The organism is Deltaproteobacteria bacterium (genome assembly GCA_016177765.1).
Taxonomy (GTDB): domain Bacteria; phylum UBA10199; class UBA10199; order JACPAL01; family JACOUP01; genus JACOUP01.
Window position 1 is genome coordinate 80,941 of record JACOUP010000001.1, and the last position, 25,687, is coordinate 106,627.

A 25,687-nucleotide genomic window follows, 5' to 3' on the forward strand; every position below is an offset into this window, starting at 1 on the left:
TCGTGGGCTAGTTTAAAATAATTCCTCCGGAATTCCGGAAGGAATTGTCATTGGGTTAGCCGCCGAATTTATTCGGTCGGCCAATGGGAATGGACATCCTGAGCTAAGTCGAAGGATAAGATTAATCACGATAGAGTGCCAACTGTTTGAACTGTTTCTCCCCGACCGCCGCCTTGACACGAATCCCTGCCTTGAGATGTTTAACCGACAAGATCCTCCCGTTCTTATAAAGAAGCGCCAGCAGACGACCGGCTGAATGGGGAAAGAAAAATGAGGTGGTCGTCATCCCCTCGGAAAGACGGTCTTCAATCACTTTTAATAAACGATCCAGTCCCGTTCCCTGTTCTGCCGAGACAGCCACCCCTTCCTGAGGGGGTTCTCTCTCCGAAACAAGATCAATCTTGTTATAAACCGTCAGGAGCGGCTTTTTGGAAAGCCGAAAATCCTCCAGAACCTCCTCCACTGTTCCCTGCTGCCCCTCCCAGACAGGACTGGAAAAATCAACGACATGGAGGAGAAGATCCGCCACGGCCGCCTCCTCAAAGGTGGCGCGGAACGACAGGATTAGTTCATGGGGGAGATTCCGGATGAAACCGACGGTATCGGAGAGGAGTACCTGTCGGCCGGAGGGGAGTTTGAGGCGTCGGACGGTCGGGTCCAGCGTGGCAAATAGTTTATCTTCCACAAAAACTCCCGCCTGGGTGAGCCGGTTCATCAAGGTCGATTTCCCGGCATTGGTGTACCCCACCAGGGCGACAAGGGGGATCGGCACCTTTTCCCTCTTCCCTCGGTGGATCCCGCGATGCCCCCGGATTTTTTTTAATTCAAGGGATAAACGATGGATCTTTTCACGGGCGCGGCGGCGATCGATCTCCAGCTTCGTTTCACCCGGCCCCCGGGTCCCGATACCACCAGCCAGACGGGAAAGCGTGATCCCCTTCCCCACCAGCCTCGGAAGGAGGTAGGAAAGTTGTGCCATCTCGACCTGAATCTTCCCTTCCTTCGTCCGGGCCCGCCGGGCAAAGATGTCCAGGATCAGACCGGTCCTGTCGATCACCTTTCTCCCCCAGGCCTCTTCGAGATTCCGATTTTGCGTCGGGTTCAACTCCTGGTCAAAGATCACCAAATCAACCCGGTGTTCCTCAAAAACCGGCTTCAACCCCTCCACCCTTCCCTCCCCAATCAGCGTCGCCGGGCTCGGCTGCCGAAGCTCAAAAGAAAGTTTGTCGATAACAGAGGCCCCGGCACTCCGGGCCAGATGGGCCAGCTCCTCGAGCGAGCCTAACGCCTCCCCTTTCCGATGGCGATTGACATAAGTTCCGATGAGAAAGGCCTTCTCGGCAGGATTACTGAAGGCAGGCAACATCACCTCCAAAGAGGGAATTGACACTTTTCAGGAGTTCGTCGGAGGGCTCCACATAAAGATCTTCGGGAAGAGAAAGGATTGTCTCCCCGGAAGCGGGGTGAATCAGATGAACATACAAAGGACAGCGCCCCCTGAACCGGGCCAGGAGTTTTTTCAGATTTTCCAATTGTTCGCGTCCTGTCGCCGGCGAGGCGAGACGAATATGAACAGCACGGGAACCGGAATTGGCAACAAGGGGGACAACGTCACGGGCGAGTATCTTGATCTCCTCCTCGCCCAGATCCAGTTCCCCTGTGGCGATCAACGGTTGTTCCGATTTGAGGAGCGTGATTGTCTTCCGATAAAGTTCAGGGAAGACGATCAGTGTCGCATTCCCGGTTAAATCCTCCAGCGTCACAAAGGCCATCCGGTCCCCCCCCTTGGTCGTGATCTCCCGGAGTGACGTCACCACCCCACCGACCTTGGCCTCAGTCCCATCCGGTCTGTCAGCAAGACGACTGATCTCAAAGGTTCCCTTTCGACGAAGAAGTTCTTCATGTTCTTTGAGAGGGTGTCCGGTAATGTAAAACCCGAGCGACTCCTTCTCAAAGGTCAGTTTCTCCCGCGTCGGCCACTCCGGACGGGAAGGGGGGGCCTCATTCTCCCCTCCTCCAGTCACCGGGCCAAAGAGACTTTCCTGCCCTGTTGCCTTTTCCTTCTGGATCTTTGCCGCCTTTTCCAAAAAGAGGGGCAACGCCTCAAAACAGGAGGCGCGGGTCACCCCCATGGAATCAAAAGCGCCGCACTTGATCAGGCTCTCCAGCACCCGGCGATTGATTTTTCTTAAATCGACGGTCGTGATGAAATGAAAAAAGGAACGGAAGCCTGGTTCAGGCAAGCGCCCTTCTTTTTTACGCGTTTCAATCAGGGACTCAATCGCGGCGGTCCCGACATTTTTCACGGCGGCCAGTCCAAAACGGATCTCCGCCGGACCGACCACGGAAAAACCGGTGTAACTCTCATTGACATCCGGCGGCAGGACGGAGAGCCCGTGAGCCCTGGCATCCGCGATGAGAAGCATCACCTTGTCACTGTTCCCCATTTCATGGGTCAGGAGGGCCGCCATATATTCCACCGGAAAGTGGGCCTTGAGATAAGCGGTCTGGTAGGCGATCAGGGCATAAGCGGCGGAATGACTCTTGTTAAAACCATACTCCGCAAACTTGGCCATCAGGTCAAAAATCTTTTCCGCTTTTTTCGGCGGGATCCTGTTTTCATGCGCCCCCTTCAAAAAACGGTCCCTCTGCTCCGCCATAACCTCCGGGTTTTTCTTCCCCATCGCCCTTCGCAGAAGGTCCGCCTCCCCCAGAGAAAAGTTGGCGAGCTTCGAGGCGATCTTCATCACCTGTTCCTGATAAACGATGACCCCATAGGTGTCTCTTAAGACCTCCTCAAGTTCGGCGAGTTCGTAACGGACCTGAACCTTGCCATGCTTTCTATTGATAAAATCCTCGACCATACCACTGCCAAGCGGTCCCGGACGGTACAGGGCCACCACCGCAATCAGATCGGGAAAGACCGTCGGCTTGAGTTTGGCGAGGAGATCCCTCATCCCGCTGGACTCCAGCTGGAACACCCCCCAGGTATCCCCCTTCGAAAGCATCGCGTAAACCTCCGGGTCATCCAGGGGGAGATCTCCGACATCCAGATCGAGCCCGCGCGTCCGTTTGATGATTTTTCTCGTCTCGTCAATAACCGTTAAAGTTTTCAGGCCAAGAAAGTCAAACTTGATCAAGCCGATCTTTTCGATCGCCTTCATGTCAAACTGGGTGACAATTTCATCATGCTGCCCTTTGTACAGCGGCATGAAGTTGACGAGCGGCTGGTCGGAGATCACAACCCCCGCGGCGTGCGTTGAGGCATGACGGGTTAGTCCTTCCAGGGAATGGGCCGTCGCAAGAAGCCGTCCGATGGTCGGATTCTTTTGACCAACCTCCGCCAGGCGGGGCTCGCTCCGAATCGCCTCATCGAGGGTAATATTCAAGGTGTTCGGCACCAGCTTCGCAATCTTGTCGACGTCGCCGTACGGGATCTCCATCACCCTCCCGACATCGCGGATCACCGCCTTGGCCTTCATCTTTCCAAAGGTGATAATCTGCGAGACGTTGCCGTACTTCTGCTGGACGTAGCGGATCACCTCATCCCGTCCGTAGATGCAAAAGTCGATATCCATATCCGGCATGGTAACCCGTTCCGGATTCAGGAACCGCTCAAAGAGGAGGTCATAAGGAATCGGGTCAATGTCGGTAATCTTGAGGCAATACGCCACGAGACTTCCAGCGGCTGAGCCCCGACCAGGGCCGACCGGGATCTTCTTCTCCTTGGCGTAATTGATGAAATCGGCAACAATCAGGAAGTAGCCGGCAAATCCCATGTCCTTGATCATCTTCAGTTCCTGATGGACCCTTTCCAGCCTTTGGGCCTTTGACGGCTCTCTCTCTTCAGGCTTGAGCTGGGCCTCACTCTTCCGCCACCGTTCTTCAAACCCCTCGAGTGTTTTTTCCTCCAGAAACTGGTCTAAGGTTTTTTCTTTGGGTGGTTCAAACTTGGGGAAATAATAGGTCTTGAAGTCAAAATCGAAGTTGCATCGTTTGGCCACTTCGACGGTGTTTTGAAGCGCCTCCGGGTGATCGGGAAAATAGCTCCGAACCTCTTCGGCCGATTTAAAATAAAACTCATCCGAGCCAAACCGCATCCTCCCTTCATCCTTTAAGGTGGTGCCGGTCTGGATACAAAGGAGCGCCTCGTGGGCCCCGGCATCCTCTTTTTTGAGATAATGACAATCCCCTGTCGCGACCACAGGGATGGAAAGTCTTTTTGCCAGATCAAAGACCGCCTCGTTCACAATCTTTTGGTTCGGCAGGGAATGGGCCTGAACCTCCAGATAAAACCGGTCCCCAAAAAGGGTGAGGTACTCTTGGGCGATCCTCTCCGCCTCTTCTTTTCGTCCCGCCAGAAGAACCCTGGCGATCTCTCCGGAGAGACAACCGGAGGTGGCAATGAGACCGGCATTTTTTTCACGAAGCAGTTCCTTGTCAATCCGCGGTTTGTAGTAAAACCCCTCGAGGTAGCCGGCGGTGATCAGCTGGCAGAGGTTCCGGTACCCTTCCCTGTTTGTCGCCAGAAGGATCAGATGGTTATACGGCTCATGTTCTTTCCTGAACTCCTTGGTGAACCGGCTCCCTTTCGATTCGACATAGACCTCGCACCCGATGATCGGCTTGATCCCGGCTGATTCCATCTTCTGATAAAACTCCACCGCACCGAAGAGATTGCCATGGTCGGTCATCGCCACCGCCGGCATCTTGTACTCCTTGGCCTTCCTGGCCAATGCCTCTACGGTAATCGCGCCGTCCAGCAGACTGTATTGGGTGTGTAAATGCAGGTGAACAAAATCGGAGTGGTGCATCAGTTGTTGCTTCTAATCCGGCCTCAACCCTTTGGCAAGTGCGAATGAAAAACAAGCCCTAATTAGTTAGCAACCTTCTAGGGCCTCAATCGATATTGGGCGTGATGAGCGTTCCTACTCTTCGCGCCTCTTATAATCATCCTTTTTTTCAATCCCCTCCCTCTTTTGTCACACAGGGTGGCCCTCCACTGCTTACCCAGGCCGACCGGCTCGACACCAAATATTCCCCGGCAAACGGGGCTGACCATTACTCTTTTCATGCCTTGCTCAAAGGAAGCCTCGCCCAGCAAGTCCCCGATCCTAAGCGCCAGGAACAAGCATTGGAAGCACCAGAAACATGGGAACAGACCTCGGAATATGCCTCAGAAGCATTGCATGATCGAAATCCATGGTTAGCGTGGAGGATTATCTTCATGAGTTCTCAGTCCGATTCAGTAAAAAGCGCGTGGAGGCAACAGATTCAATGTTCCTTGGTCTGCAATGGTGAAGTGGAAGAAGCGCGGCAAATGGCACCAAAATCTAGCAATGGCGAGCGTATCGAGGTTAGCCTAGCCCAGTGTGAAGAGCAATTCGGCACATGCGAAACTGCAAGAGATAATTTGTCAAAATCTTTAGTCATTGATGACATGAGAGATGTTAATATTCTTATTAACAAAGGAGACTATCAAGGTGCTCTCGCCTTGGCGGACCTTTATGGTCGTCCGCAATATCGGTTGGCAGAAATTAAACATCTGTTAATTGTTCAGGGCCAACATGAACGCAAACAACAGGCAGAATCAAATAGGGCGCGGGAAGAACAAAGTAGACAAGCGGCCTTGAAAAGAAAACAGGACGCTCGAGCACAAGAAGCAGAAAGAAAGAGAGCGGAAAGAGAAGAAAGAGCGAGGGCGGCAGAGGAGGCACGAGAAAAAGCAATCAAGGCGGATGGTGAACGGAAAGAGGCTTTTATCCGTTCTCTGGCATCTCTGGGATCTCCCAATTTTGAAGAGGCCGAGCGGCTGAGAAAAACCGGTGGTTGGTCACAAGAAGTTATCCGATCATTGGTAAACAGGGCCCTTGAAAAAACAACCACCTTCCCAATAGACAACTGTGACAAGGCTAAATTGATTCGCAATGAATACAAATGGGTGGGAGGTCTCTGCACCCCTGAAAGGACCTCAATAACCGACAAAGGGGATGGCTCTTGTAAGCTAGACTGTCCCTAGACCTACTCCCACTCGATCTTATTCCTTTGTGTGAATCACCTTTCTCTATTATCGAATTCTTATTGCAAGCAAAATTGAAAAAGGTTAGGGCGTTAAACAAAGGGGGTCTTATATGAGAAGCTTTTACCGCAAAGGGGTAGTGTTGGTTTTCCTTGTCCCATGGCTGATCGGTTGCGGCGGAGGGGCGAGTGATAGCGGAACCGGAACGAGGGGCGACGTTTCCGGAGACCTCCTCGGCAGCGGCAACGGAACCGCCTCCCTTTTCGTCAAGGGCAGTGCGCTAAAAAGTCCCTCCATCAGCAAAAAGATCTCGTCGGAGAAAAGAACCGTCAGCTACCAGGGTGGGACCGTCACCACTTTTGACGTGACCATCAAGAATCTGGTTTTAAAGAACGATAATGGCTCCACCGTTTCCATCGCCGTCAATTCAGCCATAAATCTGGCTGACCCCGATTACGATGGTGCCATTAATTTTCTGGCCTCGCAGTCGGTGGCAACGGGGAATTACAGCGGTGTGAATGTAGAGTTGGGGACCGTAACCTTCGTGGCAAGCGGAATCTCACCCGACCCCACAACGACCATTGAGGGGAATTCCAACAAGACCATTTCGGTGGATACCAGTTTCAGCATCAAGGAGGATGGAGAGCTGGCGATCCCCCTCGTGTTGGACCTGGAAACGATATTATCCAGTGGATTTGGAATGGCCATGGATACCCCCTTTGCTATTCGCGTGTCGGTCCTCCCCCTGTCTGGAGGTAATTCGATCTGGACAACGGGGGATATGATCGGATTCGCGGACGATTCGGGGCATCTGTACGCCATCACCGACACAGGAATGGGAACCCCGGTTGGGACCTACACCGCAACCTCGAGTGCGGGGGGGACGTATGTTTTCACGGCCGGGACCTACATCGGGATCAAGGGAAACTATGAAATCACCCAGGGAGGCACCTTTTCGGGAGACGCCAACGGTTTCTTTTCACTGAATGGAGATTTTAGCGGTGGCTACTGGGTGGAGAGTAATGGTCTCTATGGGACCTTCGCCCTGACCAACGGCTGGATACCAGACGGAACGGGGACCTTTGAGGCCTATGATAGTTCCGTTCAAGGGACGATAACACTCAACTCCGAGGCCACCGGCGGTTCCTGGACCGGCACGGATAGCAACGGTACATTCACGTTGGAGTAATCAAAACCTAAAAGTAAAATCACTCCCACTCAATGGTAGCCGGAGGTTTGGAGGAGATATCGTAGACGACCCGGTTGACGCCGCGGACCTCGTTGATCACACGGCTCGAAATCCTTTCCATCAAATCATAAGGAAGCTTGACCCAGTTGGCGGTCATCCCGTCCTGGCTCTCCACCACCCGAAGGGCGATCACATTTTCATAGGTCCGGGCATCCCCCATTACCCCAACCGTCTTGACCGGGAGTAAAACACCAAATGACTGCCAGACCTTGGTATAGAAACCAGCTTTTTTGATTTCAGAGAGAATAATATCGTCCGCCTCACGGAGAATCTCCAGGCGTTCCTTCGTGACTTCGCCAAGGATCCGAACGGCAAGCCCCGGCCCCGGAAACGGTTGCCTTTGAATAATCTCCTCCGGCACCCCGATCAGACGACCAATCTCCCTCACCTCATCCTTAAAGAGTTCCCGAAACGGTTCCACCAGCTTGAGGTGCATTTTCCGAGGAAGACCACCGACATTATGATGACTCTTGATCGTCGCCGACGGCCCTTTAAAGGAAACCGACTCGATCACGTCCGGATACAACGTCCCCTGAGCCAAAAATTGGACCCCCGGAATTTTTTTCGCCTCTTCTTCAAAGACCGTAATAAACTCCCTCCCGATCCTTTTTCTCTTCTCCTCAGGGTCAATAACCCCTGCCAAAGATTTTAAAAACCTGTCTGATGAATCAACTAATTTTAGATGAATAGCCAAGTTTTTCTGGAACATTCCTAAAACACGTTCTCCCTCGTTTTTTCTCAACACCCCGTTATCAATAAAGAAGGCGTCCAGCTGGTCACCAACCGCTTTGTGAAGGAGGGCCGCCATCACCGATGAATCAACACCACCAGAGACGGCGCAAAGGAGACGTGCCGAACCGATAGTTTCCCTAAGTTCCTTCACCTTCTGATCGACAAACGACCCGATCGACCAATCCTGCCTGAGACCGGCAACGCGGATGAAATTTTGAAGGATTTTTCTCCCCTCGGGGGTATGAACCACCTCCGGGTGAAACTGAAGGCCAAAGATTTTCTTTTTTGGATTTCCAATGGCCGCAATCAGGGCATTGCCACTCTTGGCAAAAATCTGAAACCCCACAGGGGGCTGAACCACATGATCCCCATGGCTCATCCAGACATCCAGTTCTGAACCAAGTTTTACAAAGATCTCTTCTGTCCGAATAACATTGATCTTGGCCGGTCCGTACTCCCTCACCTTTCCGGGCTCCACCTTTCCACCCTCTTCGCGCGCCAACCATTGCATCCCATAACAAATACCAAGAATCGGAAGATCAAGTTTCAGAATTCCTCGATCAGCCAAAGGGGCCTCTTTGTCGTAAACAGAGGCCGGCCCGCCAGAGAGGATCAGCGCCCCTGCCCTAAATTCCTTGATCTTGGCAAGAGGGGCGTTACAGGGAAGGATCTCGCAGAAAACCTTTAGCTCCCGGATCCGGCGCGCAATCAGTTGTGTGTATTGGGAACCAAAATCTAAAATCAGAATACGGGAGGTCATTTCTCTAACCGGTAATTCGGCGCTTCCTTTGTGATCGTCACGTCATGCACATGACTTTCCTTCAACCCGGCGGCTGTAATCTGCACGAACTTTCCCTTCGTCTGTAATTCTTCAATCGTCGGCGCCCCGACATACCCCATCCCGGCCCGGAGTCCCCCCACCAATTGGTGGGCCGAATCAGCCACCGGCCCGCGATAAGGGACCATCCCCTCGATCCCTTCCGGAACCAGTTTGGAGGAGTCTTCGACCCCTTCCTGAAAATAACGATCCTTGGACCCTTTCCGCATCGCCCCCAGAGAGCCCATCCCCCGATAGATTTTATACGAACGCCCCTGATAAAGGATCGTTTCTCCCGGGGCTTCGTCTGTCCCGGCCAAGAGGCTTCCGATCATCACCGCATCCGCCCCGGCCGCCAACGCCTTCGTGATGTCCCCGGAATATTTGATCCCTCCATCGGCAATAATAGAAACCGTTGACTTTTTGACCGCCGCCGCACAGGCGAGGATAGCGGTAATCTGGGGGACCCCGACCCCGGAGACAATCCGGGTCGTGCAGATCGAACCGGGCCCGACCCCAACCTTGATTCCATCAACCCCGGCCTTCACCAGAGAAGCGGCCCCCTCTTCCGTCGCCACATTCCCGACAATCAGATCCTGATCCGGAAACTTTTTGCGGAACGCCTTGACCGTTTCCAGAACCGAACGGGTATGCCCGTGGGCTGTATCAATAACAATGAGGTCAGCCCCGGCTGTGATGAGGACCTCGGCCCTCTCCAAGGAGGCATCCCCCACCCCAATAGCAGCGCCAACCCGAAGCCGACCCTGCTCATCCTTGCAGGAATCGGGGTACTTCGTCGCCTTTTCAATATCCTTGATCGTAATCAATCCCTTGAGGTTGTTCTTGGCGTCCACAACCGGCAGTTTTTCGATCCTTCTTTTTTGCAGGATCTCTTTCGCCTTCTCCAGATCAATCCCTTCCTTGGCGGTGACTACCTCTTTGGTCATCACCTCTTCAATCTTGAGGTTCAGATTTTTGAGGAACCGCAAATCCCGGTGGGTCAGGATCCCGACCAACCCTCCCTCCTCGGTGATCGGGACGCCGGAGATATTATTTTCTTGCATCACCTTGACGGCATCCCTCACCTTCTGGTCGGGCGAAAGGGTAATCGGCTTGAGGATCATCCCGGATTCCGACTTTTTGACCCTTTCAATCTCAAGGGCCTGTTCGGGAATGGTCATGTTGCGATGAATGATCCCGATCCCGCCACAACGGGCCATGGCGATCGCCATCCGGGCATCGGTCACAGAATCCATCGCCGCGGAAATGAGGGGGATACGAAGAAGAATCCGGCTTGTCAGTCGCGTGGAGGTATCTACATCCTTGGGCAGGACTTCACTCTCTCCGGGCAGGAGGAGGACATCATCAAAGGTGAGGCCTTGGGGAAACTTTTGGGTGGGGTACCCTTCCATGGACGGTCTTTATACTACCGCAGAAATCCTGTCAAGTAGGGGCGGGGTAACCCCGCCCCTACTAGTAGACTATCTTCAAGGCGTAGAACCGCCCACCATTGGAGAGATAATAGACAATATCCCCGGCAACAACCGGGTCGCTAAAAACCCCTTTTTTGGCAAACCGGCCCGCCTTGATATCCCCATTGGCGGTATTGACAAAGTAGACCTGTTTTTCCGTCGAGGCGACAATGACTGTCGATTGTGAAACCACCGGCGCCGAGAGCGCCCCCTCCCCCACCTGTTTTTCCCAGACCTTCACCCCTGTTGCCTTGTTCAAGGCATAAAGAGTGCCGTTGGAACCGGAAACGAAAATCGTCTCCCCTTGAACGGCAAAGGAGACCCCGCTCCCGATCTGTTGTTGCCAAAGAATTTTGGGTGGCACACCCTTAGGCTCAGCCGATTTCTTCGCCGTTTTTTTGCCGGCAAGGTCAAGGCAGATCAATTCTCCCTGAAAACTGGCGGCGTAGAGACGCCCCTCATCGATCAGAGGCACCATGTCGACGTCAAAGAACGGCCCTTCGCCAGTTGCCAGATTCTTTTCCCAGAGGGGCAGGCCATCGTTTTCCCTGTAAGCAGCCAGGAGACCATCGGCAAAACCGATATAAATAACCCCATCATGGATCAAGGGGCCACTATGGTTCCGTATCGTGAATCCCTTTCTCAGGTTCAAAGGATGAGAAGCCTCCCAGATTTTTTCCCCGGATTGACGGGAAAGGGCAAACAGTTTTCCTTCCAGCGTTGAAAAATAGACCAGATCCCCCGACACGGCTGGAGCCGCCAGGATTTCAGAACCGGTCTGGTCAAAGCGCCAAAGTTCTTTGCCATCTTTGATCGTCAACGCATAAAGAACCCCCTTGGTATCGCCAAAGTAGACGACATCATCGTCAAAGACCGGTATGGAATGGATTGGCCCGGAGGCCTTAAAACGCCAGAGCTTGTGGCCACTCTTCTGCCTCAGGGCGTAAAAGAAACCGTTGTCGGAACCGACAAAGAGGCGATCCTTGTAGATTCGGGGGGAGGCAAATTCCTTTCTCTTGTACCGGAAGAGCTTTCCCTTCTTGATCTTGCTGACCCATTTGGCCTTGAAGGGAATTTTATAATAAGGCCCTGTCCCCTTTTTGATGACCTTGACCGCGAAAACGGGCGAAGAAAAAGAGAAGAGCAAAACAAGAAACAGCCGCAGAGCGGCGTTGAGGGGGAGGCTCCATCGGGCTCTGCCCGTGGAGGGGGCGACGTGAGCCCCTTCTAAAGCCCGGCGCGTAACCATAGCTCTTTTTGACGGGCTGTTTCCTTGAGGCCCGACGATTTTCCTTCTTTAGCAATTTTAGAGTAAAGCTGAATCGCCTCGGCCCTTTTCGTGGAGATTTCGTAACATTCCGCCAGATACAACCGGCTTAAGTCGCGGAGGGGATTGTCTTTTTCCTGGACGGCTAGTTGAAAAATGCGGATCGCCTCATCCCATTTCCGCTCCGTCATCGCCTGAGTCCCTTGGGCATGCCATTGGGAGACCTGTTCCAGCAGATGGGCCATTCTCTCCCTTTGATGGTGCTGCCAGAGAAAAAACCCGCTGAGGACAAGGAGGGTCACAACGACCGTTACAGAGAGGATAGCCAGGGACTGTCGGCGCCGGGTGTGTATCCACAAAAGGAGTCTTTCACCAGGAAGGGAGGCCCTGATCTCCTTGATGAACGGCTTTCTCGGGAATCTTTTGTAGAGCGGCATTGAGGCGGGATTATCGTAAAAAACCGAGTTGTGTCAATAAGATATTCCCCTTCGTTCCTTGACACAATAAGTCATCTTGGGTTACTGTGAGACACGGGAATCATGCCGATCTCTAGATTAAAAAAACTATACCATCAGACGAAACGGGATCTCCTCAATACCGCCACCTATGTCCGGATGACCTTGGAGGGAAACAAGGTCCAGAAACTAACCGACTTTGCCAGTTGCCAACACCCCGTTCTTCTCCTCTACGGTTTTGGCGCCACACGAAGGACTGTCAGTATTCTGGAACGCCGTCTCCGTCGCGATGGCTTCTGCGTCTTTTCCTTCAACCTTGGCGGGATTTTCAAGACGTTCAACACCCGGTGCATCGAGGAGGGCGCCGAGTTCATCCAACAAAAGGTCGAACGACTTTGTCAACGGTTCAACTTAAGCAAGATCAGCATTATCGGCCATTCTCAAGGGGGACTCATCGGGCGTTACTATGTCAAACGGTTGGGGGGGGCCAAGAGGGTCCGCTCCCTGATCACACTGGCGGCCCCTCATAACGGCAACCACTGGGCGATCCTTGGTTTGGCAACGCCGCTTGCGCTAATTTCCAAGAGTCTCCGCCAGATGGTGCCGATGTCCCCATTTATCCGAAAATTAAAACAGGGTCCTTTTCCAAAAAACGTCCGTTTTACATCCATCTATTCCAGGGGTGATCGTGTCTGTTATTACAAGAGCGCCATGCTGGAGATCCGGCCCGAAGACAAGAATCTGAAGAACATCGACATCCCGGGCCTCTCCCATTCCGATTTTGTGATCCGGCGGTCCGTTTACAATGTGATCAAACGGGAGTTGGTCGAAGGAGAAAAAGAGTAGGGGCAAGGTTACCTCGCCCCTACAAGATCAATTTCCTTTGCGAAATAAAATTCTTAAAGGTCCCCTCTCCAACCCCAATCCTTTTCTGAATTGTGAAAGAAGGTACCGCTCCATAGAAAAATGGACCGCCTCCGGATGATTGAGATAAACAATCAGTGTCGGCGGGTACTGACCCACCTGTCTCGCCCCCAGATAGATCGGCGGGTATCCCCGGTACAAAGGGGGCGGGTGTTTCTCCAGGGCCTGAAAAAGAATTTCACCCAGCGTTTCCTTCTCCCAGTTCCTCCCCAGTTCTCCGTAAAGACCATCGATCTCCTCCCAGATCTTGGGGATCCCAAAGCCGCTTTTGGCCGAGACAAAAAGGACCGGCGAAAAGGGGACAAACTTGAAAGCAGTCCTAATTTTTTCAACGTAGGGCTCTTTATTCCCCCGTTCCCGGATGGAGAGGTCCCACTTGTTGACCAGCACGATGATTCCTCGGCCGTTCTCCGCGGCGAATCCGGCAATAGAGGCTTCCTGCCGGGAAAGACCGGCACCAGCATCAAGGACCAGAAGGCATAGATCAGCACGGCGGATCGCCTTTTCGGCGAGGATGATGCAGGTTCTCTCCAAAAACGAATCGGACTTTCCCTTCTTCCGGATGCCAGCGGTATCCAGGAGGAGGTATTTCTTGCCATGGAGGGTCACGAGACTATCGATCACATCCCGTGTCGTCCCAGGCAGTTCATCAACAACCGCCCTTGGAAAACCGGTGAGGCGATTCAGAAGAGACGACTTGCCGACGTTGGGACGGCCGATCAAGGCTATCTTGATATCCGCCTTTTCGTCCCCTGAACCACTAGAAGCACCCCTGCTGGCGGTGGGAAGATTTTTAACGACAACATCGAGGAGATCCCCAATCCTCGCCCCATGTTCGGCCGAAACAGGGTAGAGATCCCGGCCGAGGCCATAAAATTCTGCGATTTTTTCTTCGTGCGAAGGGACGTCAATCTTGTTTACGACAATCAGAAAATTTTTGCGGGAACGGCGGAGGCGTTCGGCGATCGTCCGGTCAAAGGGGGTCAGGCCGGTTTGGGCATCGACAATAAAGAGAACTACTGAGGCCTCTTCGATGGCGAGCAGGATCTGTTCCTCTATCTTCGTTTCTACAGAATCCCCCTTCCCTGCGGGGAAACCACCCGTATCGACACAGAGAAATTCCCTTCCCTCCCAGAAGGCGGTGGCATAGTGACGATCCCTCGTCACCCCCGGGATATCAAAGGTGATCGCCTTTCTCTTGCCGATGATCCGGTTGAAGAGGGTCGATTTGCCAACATTGGGGCGGCCGACAAGGGCGACGATTGGTTTCATATAAATAAAATGTGGCAGCGGCAGGATTCGAACCTGCGACACGACGGGTATGAACCGTCTGCTCTACCACTGAGCTACGCTGCCTTTGCAAATTGTTACAGAACCTAATCCTGAATGACAATCAAACATTTTTAATCCGAAACATCGCCCCGATCAACCGTACCAACGCCCCCGCCCGGCGGATGAGTCCCGGCACAAAAAAGAGATCGGCCAGCGCCTTGAGCACCTTGATCCTCGACTCGTTGTAGGAGTACCACCAGAGGTCCTTCATTCCGGCGATCCGGTTGATATGGATATGGCGCGGTTCGACCAGTTCCAGAAATCCCTGCCTCCCATGGGTTCGGCCGATCCCCGATTCCTTCGGCCCTCCCCATGGGGTTTGCGGGACGGCATAGGTATAGACGTTCTCATTGACCGTCACCGTCCCCGCCTCAATTTTTTGGGCGATCTCGGTCCCCTTCCGGATATTCTTCGTCCAAACGGAGGCGGTCAGCCCAAAACGGGAATCGTTGGCGAGTCGGATCGCCTCTTCTTCCGTTTTGAAGGTCATGATCGGTAAAACAGGCCCGAATGTCTCCTCCTGCATCACCTCCATCCGGTGATGGACGTTGGTCAAGATCGTCGGTGTATAAAAGTAACCGTTCCTGCCGGTAACTCTGTTCCCACCAACCAAGACCTTCGCCCCTTCTCTCTTGGCCGATTCGACCTGTTGCTCCACGTTTTTTAGTTGGGATTCATTGGTCAACGGCCCGACATCGGTATTTGGATCGATCCCTTCACCGATCCGGAGTTGCCGCGTCTTCTGAACGCATTTTTGAATAAACGATTCGGCGATCGATTCGTGGAGATACAACCTTTCAACGGAGGCACAGACCTGACCGCAGTTGGTAAAGGCCCCCCAGACCGCCGCGCTGGAGGCGGTTTCCAGGTCGGCATCCGGCAGGACCACCATCGGGTCCTTGCCCCCCAGTTCTAGAACCACCGGTGTCAGTGTCTTTGAGGCCATCTCCATCACCTTCCGGCCAACCCCCACACTCCCGGTAAAAATGATTTTCTGGACGCCGGCCTGGACAAGGGCGGCGCCGGTCTGGGAGTCCCCGGTCACCACGGTCAGAACCCCTTTTGGCAAGCCGACCGCATCAAAGATCTCCTGGATCTTGAGCCCGATCAGAGAGGTGATCCCGGCCGGTTTTAACACCACCGTATTGCCGGCCGCGAGGGCCATGATCGTTTGGCCGCACGGGATGGAAAACGGAAAATTCCAGGGGGCGATGATGCCAACGACCCCCAGCGGGGCAAATTCGATAAAACTTTGTCTCCCCATAAAGTTCCATTTCCCCAGCCAGACCTTCTCGCGCCTCAAGATTTTTTCCGCATTCCTGGCAAAATAGGTGGCAAGATCCATCACCGGAACGATATCCGCAGAAATTGATTCAGCCAGAGGCTTGCCGTTTTCTTTTGTAATCACCGCGGCAATCTCATCCCTATGGGTCCCTATATAATCGCGGGCCGCGAGGAGCTGTTTTCCCCTCTCCTTAAAGGAAAGTTTCGACCAGAAGGCAAACGCCTCACGGGCCTTGGCCACCGTCCCCCGGACCTCTTCCGGTGTCGTCACCGGGACCTCTCCCAACGATTCTAACGTCGCCGGATTGCGACAGAGGATCTTCATAGATTGATCTTGGCGAGGATCTTCGCCACCAACTCGTAAGGGTTCTCCCATACTCCCTCCTTGTTCATCCTCCGTTGCAGGCGGGGACGCAGTTCATCCAGAAGGATCTCCCTCGCCTCCTCCTGAAAAAGGGCCTTTCTCTTTTTTCCCTTTTCCGGACCCGACCGGCTCTTTTCATGTCTTCGAATCTCCTGGAGAAGTTCTCCGATCCCGATCTCTTTGGTCGCCTGAACCAGCAAGACAGGAGGTTTCCAGGGTGTGCCACCCGAGGGGGCTTCGCCTCTTTTCTTTGTTTCCTCACCAAGTTGCAACATCGCCATTAGTTCTGCCTGGATCTGGCCCGCCCCATCCCGGTCTGCCTTGTTGACGACAAAAATATCCGCTATTTCTAAAATTCCCGCCTTCATTGTCTGGATCGTATCCCCCGATTCCGGAGTCAAAACAACCAGTGTTGTGTCGGCCACCTCCATAATATCCAGTTCCGTCTGCCCGACACCGACCGTCTCCACAATCACGATATCCATTCCGAAGGCGTCGTAGAGTTTAACTACCTCACGGGTTGCGCGTGAGAGGCCGCCGCGGCTCCCGCGGCTTCCGAGACTCCGGATAAAGACTGCCTCATCGGTCGCATGGTCCTGCATCCGGATCCGGTCCCCCAAAACCGCCCCGCCGGAAAAGGGGCTGGAGGGGTCGATCGCGACGATCCCGATCTTTTTCCCTTCTGCCCGGAGGTTCTTTGTCAGTTTATCAACGAGCGTGCTCTTTCCGGAACCTGGTGGTCCGGTCACCCCGATGGTGGTGGCCTGGCCACAATGCTTTTGGATCTCTGCCATCAGGGCCAAATGACCGTTCGATCGGTTCTCGACCAGGGTGATCACCCGTGCCAGCGCCGCCTTGTCACCGGAGAGCATTTTTTTGATCAGTTCCCGCGAGGACATGGCGACTTTTTCTATAATCTCCTTGCCGGACCAACGCAAATCAATTTAAATACCCCCATGTATCAAACTCTCCTCGATTCCATCTCCCAGATTCCTGGTATCCGGATCATCAAACGTGGCTGGCGTCTCCCGATTTTGATCATTCCTCCGGAACAGCTCACCATCATCCCCCCCCTTTTTTTACGCCTTGTCTCTCTCTTCATCGATAGCCAAGGGTCACTCCATTACGAACTGAACAGCCCCGGTTATGCCCGTTTCCCCTGGGGTTTCGAGTTTTGGCGGGTCCTGTTTAACCCCAAGCGGCATTTTCTGAAACTTCCGGAAAAGATGATCCAGACCAGTTTTCTGAAATCGGAGAAAAATCTGATCGGCGGGGTCCATTTTACCTTTGATCCGAAAACAAGGGGGATTGAGGTCCAGAACATTGGGGTCCTCTCGCGAAAGGATTTTGCAAAAAGGTGCCAGGCACCGGAGGAAATAGGGTGGTTCACCCAAAGGGACAAGGCGTTTGCCACACTGCATCAGGAGTTTGACCGATTTTCCCATCACGTCGGGGCCCGGTCGGCCATCTGCTCCACCTTGACCATCCCCGCCGAAAAACTGGCCCGGTTTGGCTGGAAAAAGATCAAACTCCTCAGTTTTACCCAGAAACTTCGTTATGGGTGGTCGTCATTCCCGATTCAGGGGCAAGACCATTACCTAAAAAACTTTATATAAATCAGTATGTTATACTCGTGCCTGGCACCAGCCCTCCCTTTTGTGCCAGGCACGATTGTAAGTAGCTGAAATGGCTGTATTTTTGAAACCAACCCCCCACCGCAACTCGGCTGGTCTCCCCTCCCGATAATAGGGGTGTAAAACGAACCTAAAAAAGGGGGATTTATGGGTGGCATGAAACCTTTACAGATTGTCCTGACGGTCGTCGCGGTTGTGGTGGCGATCGTCGCGGTTGTCTTGTGGATCCTCTGTCCTCCGGCCGGGGCTGGGGCCTCAGCTGGGGCGATGGCGACCGCTGATGCCGCCGCCGGTACTGCAGCTGTGGCACCAGCGGCCGGGGCCGGGGCCGCGGCGCCAGCAGCTGGAGCGGCGATAGTGCCAGCCGCGACTGTCCCTGCAGTTCCAGCGGCGACAGCCGGTGCCGCCGGGGGAACGGCCATGGTACCAGGGACCGCAGTAGCCGTTGCTCCAGGGGCCGCCCCATTAGCGGCTGGTGGTGGTGCTGCTGTCGTTGAAGGGGCCGCCGTTGCAACTCCCGCTGCCACCTCATTAGCCGCTCCAGCAGCAGCTCCTGCTACTACTACATTAGCGGCCGCTCCGGCAGCTCCTGCTGCGGTACCAGCCGCCGCCCCAGCTGTAACGACAACTGAAGTTGCTGCTAAAGGAACCGTTGCCACAGTCACCGTAGAAAAAGGGGGTGCCGGAACCGCTATTGCTAGTGGTACCAGCGGCGGCGGTTCAGGGGCTGTTGCCCCAGGTGGTACTGCCGCTACCAGTAGTGTAAACGGTGGTGGCGAACTGGCGGCCGCCTCAGCACCGGTACCTCCAGGGGGGGCACCAGTTCCAGCCACGGCCCCAACTCCTGCCGGGGTACCTGCCTCGGCACCGGCGCCAACCGGTCCCGCTTCGGCCACAGGCCCCACAGCCCCTGGCGGAACACCAACTGCGTCGGCAACTCCTCCTTCAGGGACACCCGCTCCCGGCACCGCGCCGGCAGGGAGTGCCCCAACGACCGGACCAGGCGCCCCTTATGACAAGGCCCTCAATCCGGGCGGGTACAAAACGGCTTATGGGTACTATGCAAACGGCCCCTCCCAGCTTGGGACATCAACACGGTACACCTTGCAGGGGGTTGGTGCGTGGGGAGGACTGGTCAGTTCTGGCGGGAATGCCGCCACGGCGCTACAGGGGAGTGAACAGGCCCAGCAACAGGAAGCAGACGCAAGGGCGGACGGCAAGGTTAAGGATGGTCCTGCCTACGACAGCTTCGCCGTCTCTGACAGGCGTGTCAGTGGTGCCGGCGGGCGCGGCTACGTGTAAATAAAACGAACCTTGGAAGGCCCCTTTTCTGTAGAGGAAAGGGGCCTTTTCTTATATAATCGAATCGCTCTATGGCGAATCCCCTTCACGAAATCTGGCAAAAGGTCGAACCGAAGGTCAAAAAGGGGAATAAAGATTACATTCAATACCTGGAACAGGACCTGATTTTTCTCTACCGCTCGCAGTTTGCCGATAACCGGAAATGCACGCTGGATGAATGGAAAAAGGGCTTCCGCGACAGCCTCCAAAAAGATGGAACCTATCTCGTTTCTTATGAGCAGTTTTTGGCCAAGGCGCGTTACTACAATGAAAAGATGCCGACCTCCCCTCCCTTTGATCCCGACTCGATCAAAGAAGGCCCTTGGAAGGAATCCGACCTGGATCAACTTTTTCAGCGGAAAATAAAACCGGAGACCCTCTACACCGACGAGGAATGGGCCGCCATCAAAGAAAAACTAAGGAAGATGTTTCCCCAAAAAGAGGGGTGGCTCCTGATGAACCCCCTCTTCAAGAAGGAATTGAAATATATCCTGGAGACCTACCCCTCCGTGATGCGCCAACGGGCGATCAACATCCAAAAAGAAAAGCTATCGGGCGGAAAAAGCAGTTTTACCCTGGGAACCGACCCGTCAAAGGGAATCGTTCAAAGATTTCGGAAATTCCTTCGCTTCGGAAGCTGACCCTATACTCTCGTCCCGCAAAGCCTCCACCTCTTTTTCCAAATCCTTAATCCTCTTTCGATGGGCCCGTGTCGCGAGCGACCGGTAAAAGGAAGGAAGGGCCTGGATGAGGGAGAGGGAGACAATCCCCAGACAAAAAGCGGCAATCATCACAAAACCGGCCGGCAGGGGTACCGACCGGAGGGCGATCAGCCCCGGGATGCTGAATTTAAAGACCATCGGGTAATTGAAGGTTTCGCTGTCCAGATTGCAGTAGAGAAAATTAAGTGTGGTAAAGACAACCAGCGAGAGGACCAGGGCGAACAGGAATTTTCTCATCGTCGTCCCCTCCACTCTCTGGCCAAAAGATCGTAACTCTCTTTAATATGCTGGGGCATCTGTTTCGTGGAGGCCAAGACCGGCATGAAATTGGTATCCGCCTCCCAGCGCGGAACGATGTGAAAATGAATATGGTCGGCAATCCCGGCCCCTGCCAGTCTTCCCTGGTTGATGCCAATATTGAAACCGTCAGGATGAAGGGTCTTCTTCAACCGGACCACCGCCTCCTGGATCGTCTGCGTTACTTCCAGCATTTCATCGTTCCGCAGACCGGTTATTTCCGACAGATGCCGCCGGGGAACGACCATGAGATGACCATTATTATAAGGGTACTTGTTCAGGACGACAAAACAGGAGTTCTTGCGGGCCAAGACCAGATTCTTTTTATCCTTTTTTTCACGAACCATCCGGCAAAAGACACAACCCTTGGGTGAATCACCCCTGGGTTTCTTGCCCAGGATGAACTCCATCCTCCATGGGGCCCAGAGAACTTTCATCGGATTTAACCCTTGGGGGAACCACCCTTGTTGAGCCGCTCCTTCAGTTCCTTTCCCGCCTTGAAGAAGGGGACCTTGCGGAGATCGATGGAGACCTTGGCGCCGGATTTTGGATTTCTCCCAACCCTTGGTTCACGGACCCGGATCTCGAAGGTGCCGAACCCACGAATCTCGATCCGGTCGCCGCCGGAGAGGGCCTCGGTCATCCGGTCAAAGATGGTGTCAATGATCGTATCGACGTCCCTGTGGGACAGATGAGAGAGCTTCTTGTCGAGACTGTTAACGAGATCGCTTTTGTTCATACCCAGCTCCTTTTTAATTTTCTACCATTGGTAAACAGGTAAAACTCCTCCAGCCGAGGCCTGCAACAAAGAGCGGTTCAAGACCTGACGGAGTCCGGAGGAAGCGTCACCCAAGAGATAGTCCAGCAGGCCTTCTTTCTCTTTCGGAACGGTCACCACCTTGGGTTCCCCCTTGATTCCGGCAAGCTCCCCCGCCTTTTTGTAAGCCGCCTCCAAAGAGCCGAGTTGATCAACCAGTTTTTTCCTCAAAGCCTCCCTGCCGGTAAAGACGCGCCCATCCGCAATCGCCTCCACCTCTTCCGCAGAGAGTCCCCGCCCCGCCGCCACCGCCTCCTTGAACTGGGCATGCATATCTTTTAAAATAGCCTCCAACATCCCTTTTTCCTCCGGGGTCATCGGACGGATCGGCGACCCGATGTCTTTATAGGTCCCACTCTTCAGGGTCTCCCTCTTCAGGCGAACCCACTTGAGGATATCCTCCACATTCAGGTATTCCAGACGAACTCCGATACTGCCGGTGATCGTTCCGGGATTGGCCACAATCCAGTCGGCAGGGGCCGCGAGATAATAGCCACCGGAGGCGGCTACTGTTCCCATAGAGATGACAACCTTTTTCGATTTTTCCCGGAGACGGGAGACGGCATCGTGGATCTCCTGGGAAGCGGCGACTGTCCCTCCGGGGGAATTGACCCGGATCACAACCGCCTTCAGGTCATCACGGTCGTAAACCTTGGCAAACTGCTTGAGGATCGGTTGCGCTTCATAAAGGGGGCCTTCGATTTCAATGAGCGCCAGATCCCCTCCGAGGGGGATAGAAGGACTCCCAAACAAGGCAAAAACGGCCATCCCCAAGACCACAAAGGCCGCCCCCCCCAACAACAGAAACCAGAGCCAGAATTTCTTCATCAAGAGTGACCCACTCAAGCCTTTTTCCCTTTTACCTTTTTCTTAGCCTCCTCCTTGGACGAACCAGCCCCCTTGCAGTGAAGGCCGAGTGTGATCTTGTGTTCTCTCTCGTCAAGGGAGTGGACAACAACATCCAGTTTTTCTTTTAACTTAAAATGTTCTTCCGGGTTGGCCTGTTTCTCCTCAGGAAAGTCGGTTTTGGCAATGAATCCTTCAACGCCTTCCTGTAATTCCACAATAACCCCTTTTTCCCCGACAGAAACAAGGGTCCCCTTGACCTTTTCTCCGACCGCATATTCCTTCTGGACTTGCGGCCAAATATCCTCCGTCAACTGCTTCACCCCCAGGGAGAATCTCTCATTATCCTTGTCAATATTGAGGACCACAACCTCGAGCGTATCCCCCTTTTTGTAAAGCTCCTGGGGATGCCGCCAAGGCTTGACCCAGGAGAGGTCCGAAATATGGACCAGACCATCAATCTCCTCGGAAAGACCGATAAAGAAACCAAAGTCGGTGGTGTTTTTGACCTCCCCCTTGAACTTTGTCCCGATCGGGTATTTCTCCGCCAGTGTCTCCCAGGGATTGGGCAACACCTGTTTCATCCCGAGCGAGATCCGCCGGCCGGCCGGGTCCAGATCCAGGATGACCGCCTCCACGAGATCCCCCAAGGAAAGAATCTTGGAAGGCTGTCTCACCTTCTTGTTCCAACTCATCTCAGAGACATGAACCAACCCTTCGACCCCTCTCTCCAGTTCAAGAAAGGCGCCGTAATCCGTAAGATTGACCACCTTCCCCTTGATCTTGCCTCCCTCCACGTACCTCTTCTCAACCCCTTCCCAGGGGTCCGGAAGAAGTTGTTTGAGCCCCAGGGAAACCTTGCCGCTTTCCGGATCCACCTTGAGGATCTTCACCTTGATCTCGCTCCCGATCTTGCAAACCTCGGAAGGATGACCGATCCGCCCCCAGGTCATGTCGGTGATATGCAAGAGCCCATCGACGCCACCCAGATCGACGAAGACCCCGTAATCGGTGATATTCTTGACATGACCGGCAACAACCTCCCCCTCACGAACATTCTGGAGAGATTCTTCACGATAGGCCCCCCGGTCCTGTTCGAGGAGGGCGCGACGGGAGACAATGATGTTCCCCTTCCGTTTGTTCAGTTTCAGAATCTTGAATTTGAATTTTTTGCCGACCAGGCGGTCCAACTGAGTGACCGGGCGGATATCAATCTGGGAGCCGGGCAGAAACGCCTTCACACCAACATCGACAGAGAGCCCCCCTTTGACCTTGCAGAGAACCGTCCCTTCCACAACCCCCTCCTTTTCGGAGATCTCAACAAGATTGTCCCAGACCTTCAGCGCATCCGCTTTGGTTTTGGAAAGAACGGCAAGCCCTGTCTCTTCATCAATCATCTCAAAGTAGACATCTACCGTATCCCCTTCCTTTAAAGCCACTTCACCACGGGCGCCGGCAAATTCACTCAAAGGAACCGTCCCTTCACACTTGTAACTGAAATCAATAACGGCATAATCGGGGGTCATCTTGATCACCGTGCCGGTGACAATGTCCCCCTCCTGGGCCAGTTCCCGTTTGAGACTGTTTTCAAAGAGCTCCGCAAAATTTTCCTTGGGGGAATCACCCTTACTTTCGAGGGAGTTGTCTGATGTCATGGTTGGTAGGGTCTAATATCAACGGGAGGCATTGTCAAAGGTTTTTCTTGGTTTTTCATAGGGTTATTTAACAAGGGAGATGGTGAGGCAGGTCGAACCATACCCCTCTAGTCCCCAATTTCCCTGACCGAACCGGTCAGCCTTCTCAGGAGGGGGACAAATGTGGGGAATGAAGTCCCGATACAATCGGTATCCTGCACCCGCATGATCCCCTCCCCCAACAATCCGGCAATGGTCAGTGACATGGCGATTCGGTGATCCCCGTAGCTCTTGACCGGTCTCCCCTTGAAACGACGTTCCCCCCTGATTTTGAGTCCGTCGACAAGTTCTTTCAGGGCGCCGCCAGCCTTCGGGTGAATCACCCTTGAGAATTCGGTGGCCATCGCCTTGATCCGGTCCGTCTCCTTCACCCTCAATTCGGCCGCATCCTGAATGATTGTTTCCCCTTTCGCCATCAGGGCCGCAAGGGCGAGGATCGGAATCTCGTCGATCAACCGGGGGATCAGGGCCCCCCTGATCGCTGTCCCTTTAAGGACTGAGGGGAAAACCTTCAGATCAGCCATCGGCTCACCCGCCACAATCTTCTGTTTCTCCAACTGGATCCTCCCCCCCATGATTTTAATCACATCCAGAAAACCGGTACGGGTCGGGTTAATCCCGACGCCGCGGATCGTCAGACTCTTTGTCTTGAACGATTGAAGGAGGGAGGCCACGACAAAAAATGCCGCCGAGGAGAGATCCCCTGGCACCAAAACCCGGATCCCCTTTAATTTCTGCCCCGCCACGAGTGTTGTTTTTTTTCCCTCTTTCTTCAAAGAGAGTCCGAAGGCGGAGAGCATTCTTTCGGTATGGTCACGGCTAGGCGTCGGTTCGATCACCGTTGTCGGCCCTGTCGCACAAAGGCCGGCGAGCAGAATGGCGGACTTGAGTTGGGCCGAGGCAACCGGCAGGGTGTAAGAGATCCCCTTTAAAGGAGATCCCTTGATTCGGATCAGCCGCAAATCATTTTTCTTTTCTTCAACGATCCTGGCCCCCATCCTTTGAAGAGGTTCAATAACCCTTCCCATCGGCCGCGCATTCAGAGAGGCATCCCCCGTCAGGACCGATTGAAAAGGTTGGCCGGAGAGCAACCCGGTCATCAAACGAAGGGTTGTCCCTGAATTGCCGCAATAAAGAATCTTTTTGGGGGCCCTCAATCCGCGAAGCCCAACCCCCTTGACCCGCCATTGTCCCGGTCTCTGTCTTGTAATCGTCACCCCGAGTTCTTTGAGGATCTCCACTGTTTTCATGACATCGTCCGCCTCCAAAAGCCCGGTAATTTGCGTGATCCCTTCGGCAATCGCGCCAAAGATGAGGGCCCGGTGGGAGATCGATTTATCTCCGGGAACCGTAACAACCCCGGCCATTGGTTTTCTAAGAGGCGAAATAATGAGTGACTTCATGAGAGTTTCTCTTTCAACTTTTTAACGGAGGCAAAGGTACGCTCTAGCTCCTTCCCTTCTCTTCGAAGAATTTTCTTCTTGAGGAGGGTCAACTGTTTTTGAAAGGCCTCTACGGCCTGGACAATGTTTTCACTGTTTTCCACCGAGATATCCCGCCACATCTGCGGGGAGCTGGCAGTCACCCGGGTGGCGTCACGAAGAGATCCTTGGGTGGCGCACCCTTGGGTGGAACACCCTTGGGTGGCACACCCTTCCAGCCATTGACGGACCTCACTAACACCGCCGATTGATTGCGTCACCACCGGCAACAGACTGTAGGCGATCATATGGGGCAGATGGCTCGTGAAGGAAAGGATCCGGTCGTGTTTCTTTGGATTCATCGGTTGAACCGTGGCCCCGAGACGACGCCAGAGTTTTTCGATGCGATGGAGAACGGCACGGGCTGTTCCTGGGAGTGGCATCAGAAGACACCGCCTTCCTTTAAAGAGCTTTGGGTCGGCCCCACCAATCCCGACCTTCTCCGTCCCGGCAATCGGGTGGGCCCCAACGTAAAAACTCCTTTTCGGCAGCCCCTTGGCCGCCGCCCGGACGATTGTCTCTTTTGTACTCCCGACATCCATGAAGATCAGCCCCTTTTTGCAGGAAATTTTGTTTTTCACCTTCCGCAGATTTTTAAAAAAGAGGCGGATTTCGGAGACGGGGATGGCGAGAATAATGAGATTGGAAGGTGGGTCCTGGCTCCGGGTCGCCCTGTCCCTCGTGCTCAGGCACTGCCATAAGGTTGAGGGTGTTACACCCAAGCCTTCGCTTTCGGCCCAGGACTCCCCATCGCCACCCACCTTCGCATCAATCATCCCCAATCTTTTTGCAATCCTCAATGTCTTGGCATCCCGATCAAGCCCAATGACCTGACGGGCGACCCGATTCTTCTTCAAGGCCCAGGCGATCGATCCGCCAATCTGACCGAGCCCGACCACAACCACTTTATTAAAAAGAAAATTCATAAAATATATTTTCC

22 protein-coding genes and 1 tRNA gene are annotated in these 25,687 nt (G+C 53.9%); 6 read left to right on the forward strand and 17 right to left on the reverse strand.

Annotated elements, in window-relative coordinates:
- Window positions 1–121: 121 nt before the first annotated feature.
- Together hflX and dnaE are read right to left on the reverse strand one after the other, a co-directional pair.
- On the reverse strand, window positions 122–1,366 hold the full coding sequence (gene hflX, locus HYS22_00370) for a GTPase HflX (GenBank protein MBI1908616.1): 1,245 nt from the start codon (window positions 1,364–1,366) through the stop codon (window positions 122–124).
- Window positions 1,347–4,814, reverse strand: coding sequence for a DNA polymerase III subunit alpha (dnaE, locus tag HYS22_00375; GenBank protein MBI1908617.1), 3,468 nt, complete (start codon window positions 4,812–4,814; stop codon window positions 1,347–1,349). The genes hflX and dnaE overlap by 20 nt, the downstream gene beginning before the upstream one ends.
- 104 nt (window positions 4,815–4,918) lie before the next feature.
- Here dnaE and HYS22_00380 point away from each other — a divergent pair, with 104 nt between their 5' ends.
- Window positions 4,919–6,019, forward strand: a complete 1,101-nt coding sequence (locus tag HYS22_00380; protein MBI1908618.1) for a hypothetical protein — start codon at window positions 4,919–4,921, stop codon at window positions 6,017–6,019.
- Between the two features lie 112 nt (window positions 6,020–6,131).
- The gene (locus tag HYS22_00385; GenBank protein ID MBI1908619.1) at window positions 6,132–7,208 is read left to right on the forward strand and encodes a hypothetical protein; all 1,077 of its coding nucleotides are present in this window, start codon (window positions 6,132–6,134) and stop codon (window positions 7,206–7,208) included.
- Window positions 7,209–7,227: 19 nt separating this feature from the next.
- On the opposite strand, the gene guaA is transcribed toward HYS22_00385, so the two are convergent.
- From guaA to HYS22_00405, 4 genes are all read right to left on the reverse strand, one after another.
- On the reverse strand, window positions 7,228–8,760 hold the full coding sequence (guaA, locus tag HYS22_00390; protein MBI1908620.1) for a glutamine-hydrolyzing GMP synthase: 1,533 nt from the start codon (window positions 8,758–8,760) through the stop codon (window positions 7,228–7,230).
- Window positions 8,757–10,229 carry an IMP dehydrogenase gene (gene guaB / locus HYS22_00395; GenBank protein MBI1908621.1) on the reverse strand — a complete coding sequence of 491 codons (1,473 nt, stop codon included), beginning with the start codon at window positions 10,227–10,229 and terminating at the stop codon, window positions 8,757–8,759. The genes guaA and guaB overlap by 4 nt, the downstream gene beginning before the upstream one ends.
- Window positions 10,230–10,290: 61 nt before the next feature.
- Entirely contained in the window at window positions 10,291–11,538 is a 1,248-nt protein-coding gene (locus HYS22_00400) for a PQQ-binding-like beta-propeller repeat protein (protein MBI1908622.1), read from the reverse strand.
- On the reverse strand, window positions 11,517–11,993 hold the full coding sequence (locus tag HYS22_00405; GenBank protein ID MBI1908623.1) for a hypothetical protein: 477 nt from the start codon (window positions 11,991–11,993) through the stop codon (window positions 11,517–11,519). The genes HYS22_00400 and HYS22_00405 overlap by 22 nt, the downstream gene beginning before the upstream one ends.
- A 102-nt stretch (window positions 11,994–12,095) precedes the next feature.
- Between HYS22_00405 and HYS22_00410 the strand changes: the two genes are divergently transcribed.
- Window positions 12,096–12,857, forward strand: coding sequence for an alpha/beta fold hydrolase (locus tag HYS22_00410; protein MBI1908624.1), 762 nt, complete (start codon window positions 12,096–12,098; stop codon window positions 12,855–12,857).
- A gap of 27 nt (window positions 12,858–12,884) precedes the next feature.
- On the opposite strand, the gene der is transcribed toward HYS22_00410, so the two are convergent.
- The 4 genes from der to meaB form a co-directional block, all read right to left on the reverse strand.
- Window positions 12,885–14,207, reverse strand: coding sequence for a ribosome biogenesis GTPase Der (der, locus tag HYS22_00415; GenBank protein ID MBI1908625.1), 1,323 nt, complete (start codon window positions 14,205–14,207; stop codon window positions 12,885–12,887).
- 12 nt (window positions 14,208–14,219) lie between these two features.
- Window positions 14,220–14,291 (reverse strand) — tRNA-Met (locus tag HYS22_00420).
- A 37-nt stretch (window positions 14,292–14,328) separates the two neighbouring features.
- Complete coding sequence (locus HYS22_00425) at window positions 14,329–15,876, reverse strand: aldehyde dehydrogenase family protein (protein MBI1908626.1); 1,548 nt, start codon at window positions 15,874–15,876, stop codon at window positions 14,329–14,331.
- On the reverse strand, window positions 15,873–16,814 hold the full coding sequence (gene meaB / locus HYS22_00430) for a methylmalonyl Co-A mutase-associated GTPase MeaB (protein MBI1908627.1): 942 nt from the start codon (window positions 16,812–16,814) through the stop codon (window positions 15,873–15,875). The genes HYS22_00425 and meaB overlap by 4 nt, the downstream gene beginning before the upstream one ends.
- 57 nt (window positions 16,815–16,871) lie before the next feature.
- Here meaB and HYS22_00435 point away from each other — a divergent pair, with 57 nt between their 5' ends.
- The 3 genes from HYS22_00435 to HYS22_00445 all read left to right on the forward strand — a co-directional run bounded on the left by HYS22_00435 (window position 16,872) and on the right by HYS22_00445 (window position 19,531).
- The gene (locus HYS22_00435) at window positions 16,872–17,531 is read left to right on the forward strand and encodes a hypothetical protein (protein MBI1908628.1); all 660 of its coding nucleotides are present in this window, start codon (window positions 16,872–16,874) and stop codon (window positions 17,529–17,531) included.
- A 174-nt stretch (window positions 17,532–17,705) separates the two neighbouring features.
- A complete protein-coding gene (locus HYS22_00440; GenBank protein ID MBI1908629.1) occupies window positions 17,706–18,851 on the forward strand; it encodes a hypothetical protein in 1,146 nt (381 codons plus the stop codon).
- Between the two features lie 71 nt (window positions 18,852–18,922).
- A complete protein-coding gene (locus HYS22_00445; GenBank protein ID MBI1908630.1) occupies window positions 18,923–19,531 on the forward strand; it encodes a hypothetical protein in 609 nt (202 codons plus the stop codon).
- Here the strand turns inward: HYS22_00445 and HYS22_00450 are convergent.
- From HYS22_00450 to HYS22_00480, 7 genes are all read right to left on the reverse strand, one after another.
- Window positions 19,481–19,849, reverse strand: a complete 369-nt coding sequence (locus HYS22_00450) for a bZIP transcription factor (GenBank protein MBI1908631.1) — start codon at window positions 19,847–19,849, stop codon at window positions 19,481–19,483. The two genes, HYS22_00445 and HYS22_00450, sit on opposite strands and share 51 nt — an antisense overlap.
- Window positions 19,846–20,346: an HIT domain-containing protein gene (locus HYS22_00455; GenBank protein ID MBI1908632.1), complete on the reverse strand. Its 501-nt coding sequence runs from the start codon at window positions 20,344–20,346 to the stop codon at window positions 19,846–19,848. The genes HYS22_00450 and HYS22_00455 overlap by 4 nt, the downstream gene beginning before the upstream one ends.
- Window positions 20,347–20,351: 5 nt before the next feature.
- Window positions 20,352–20,648, reverse strand: a complete 297-nt coding sequence (locus tag HYS22_00460) for an integration host factor subunit beta (protein ID MBI1908633.1) — start codon at window positions 20,646–20,648, stop codon at window positions 20,352–20,354.
- A 21-nt stretch (window positions 20,649–20,669) separates the two neighbouring features.
- The gene (gene sppA / locus HYS22_00465) at window positions 20,670–21,554 is read right to left on the reverse strand and encodes a signal peptide peptidase SppA (protein ID MBI1908634.1); all 885 of its coding nucleotides are present in this window, start codon (window positions 21,552–21,554) and stop codon (window positions 20,670–20,672) included.
- Window positions 21,555–21,568: 14 nt separating this feature from the next.
- The gene (locus HYS22_00470; protein ID MBI1908635.1) at window positions 21,569–23,227 is read right to left on the reverse strand and encodes a 30S ribosomal protein S1; all 1,659 of its coding nucleotides are present in this window, start codon (window positions 23,225–23,227) and stop codon (window positions 21,569–21,571) included.
- A 107-nt stretch (window positions 23,228–23,334) separates the two neighbouring features.
- On the reverse strand, window positions 23,335–24,669 hold the full coding sequence (gene aroA, locus HYS22_00475; protein ID MBI1908636.1) for a 3-phosphoshikimate 1-carboxyvinyltransferase: 1,335 nt from the start codon (window positions 24,667–24,669) through the stop codon (window positions 23,335–23,337).
- Window positions 24,666–25,673: a prephenate dehydrogenase/arogenate dehydrogenase family protein gene (locus HYS22_00480; GenBank protein ID MBI1908637.1), complete on the reverse strand. Its 1,008-nt coding sequence runs from the start codon at window positions 25,671–25,673 to the stop codon at window positions 24,666–24,668. Before HYS22_00480 ends, aroA begins: the two co-directional genes overlap by 4 nt.
- Between the last annotated feature and the right edge of the window lie 14 nt (window positions 25,674–25,687).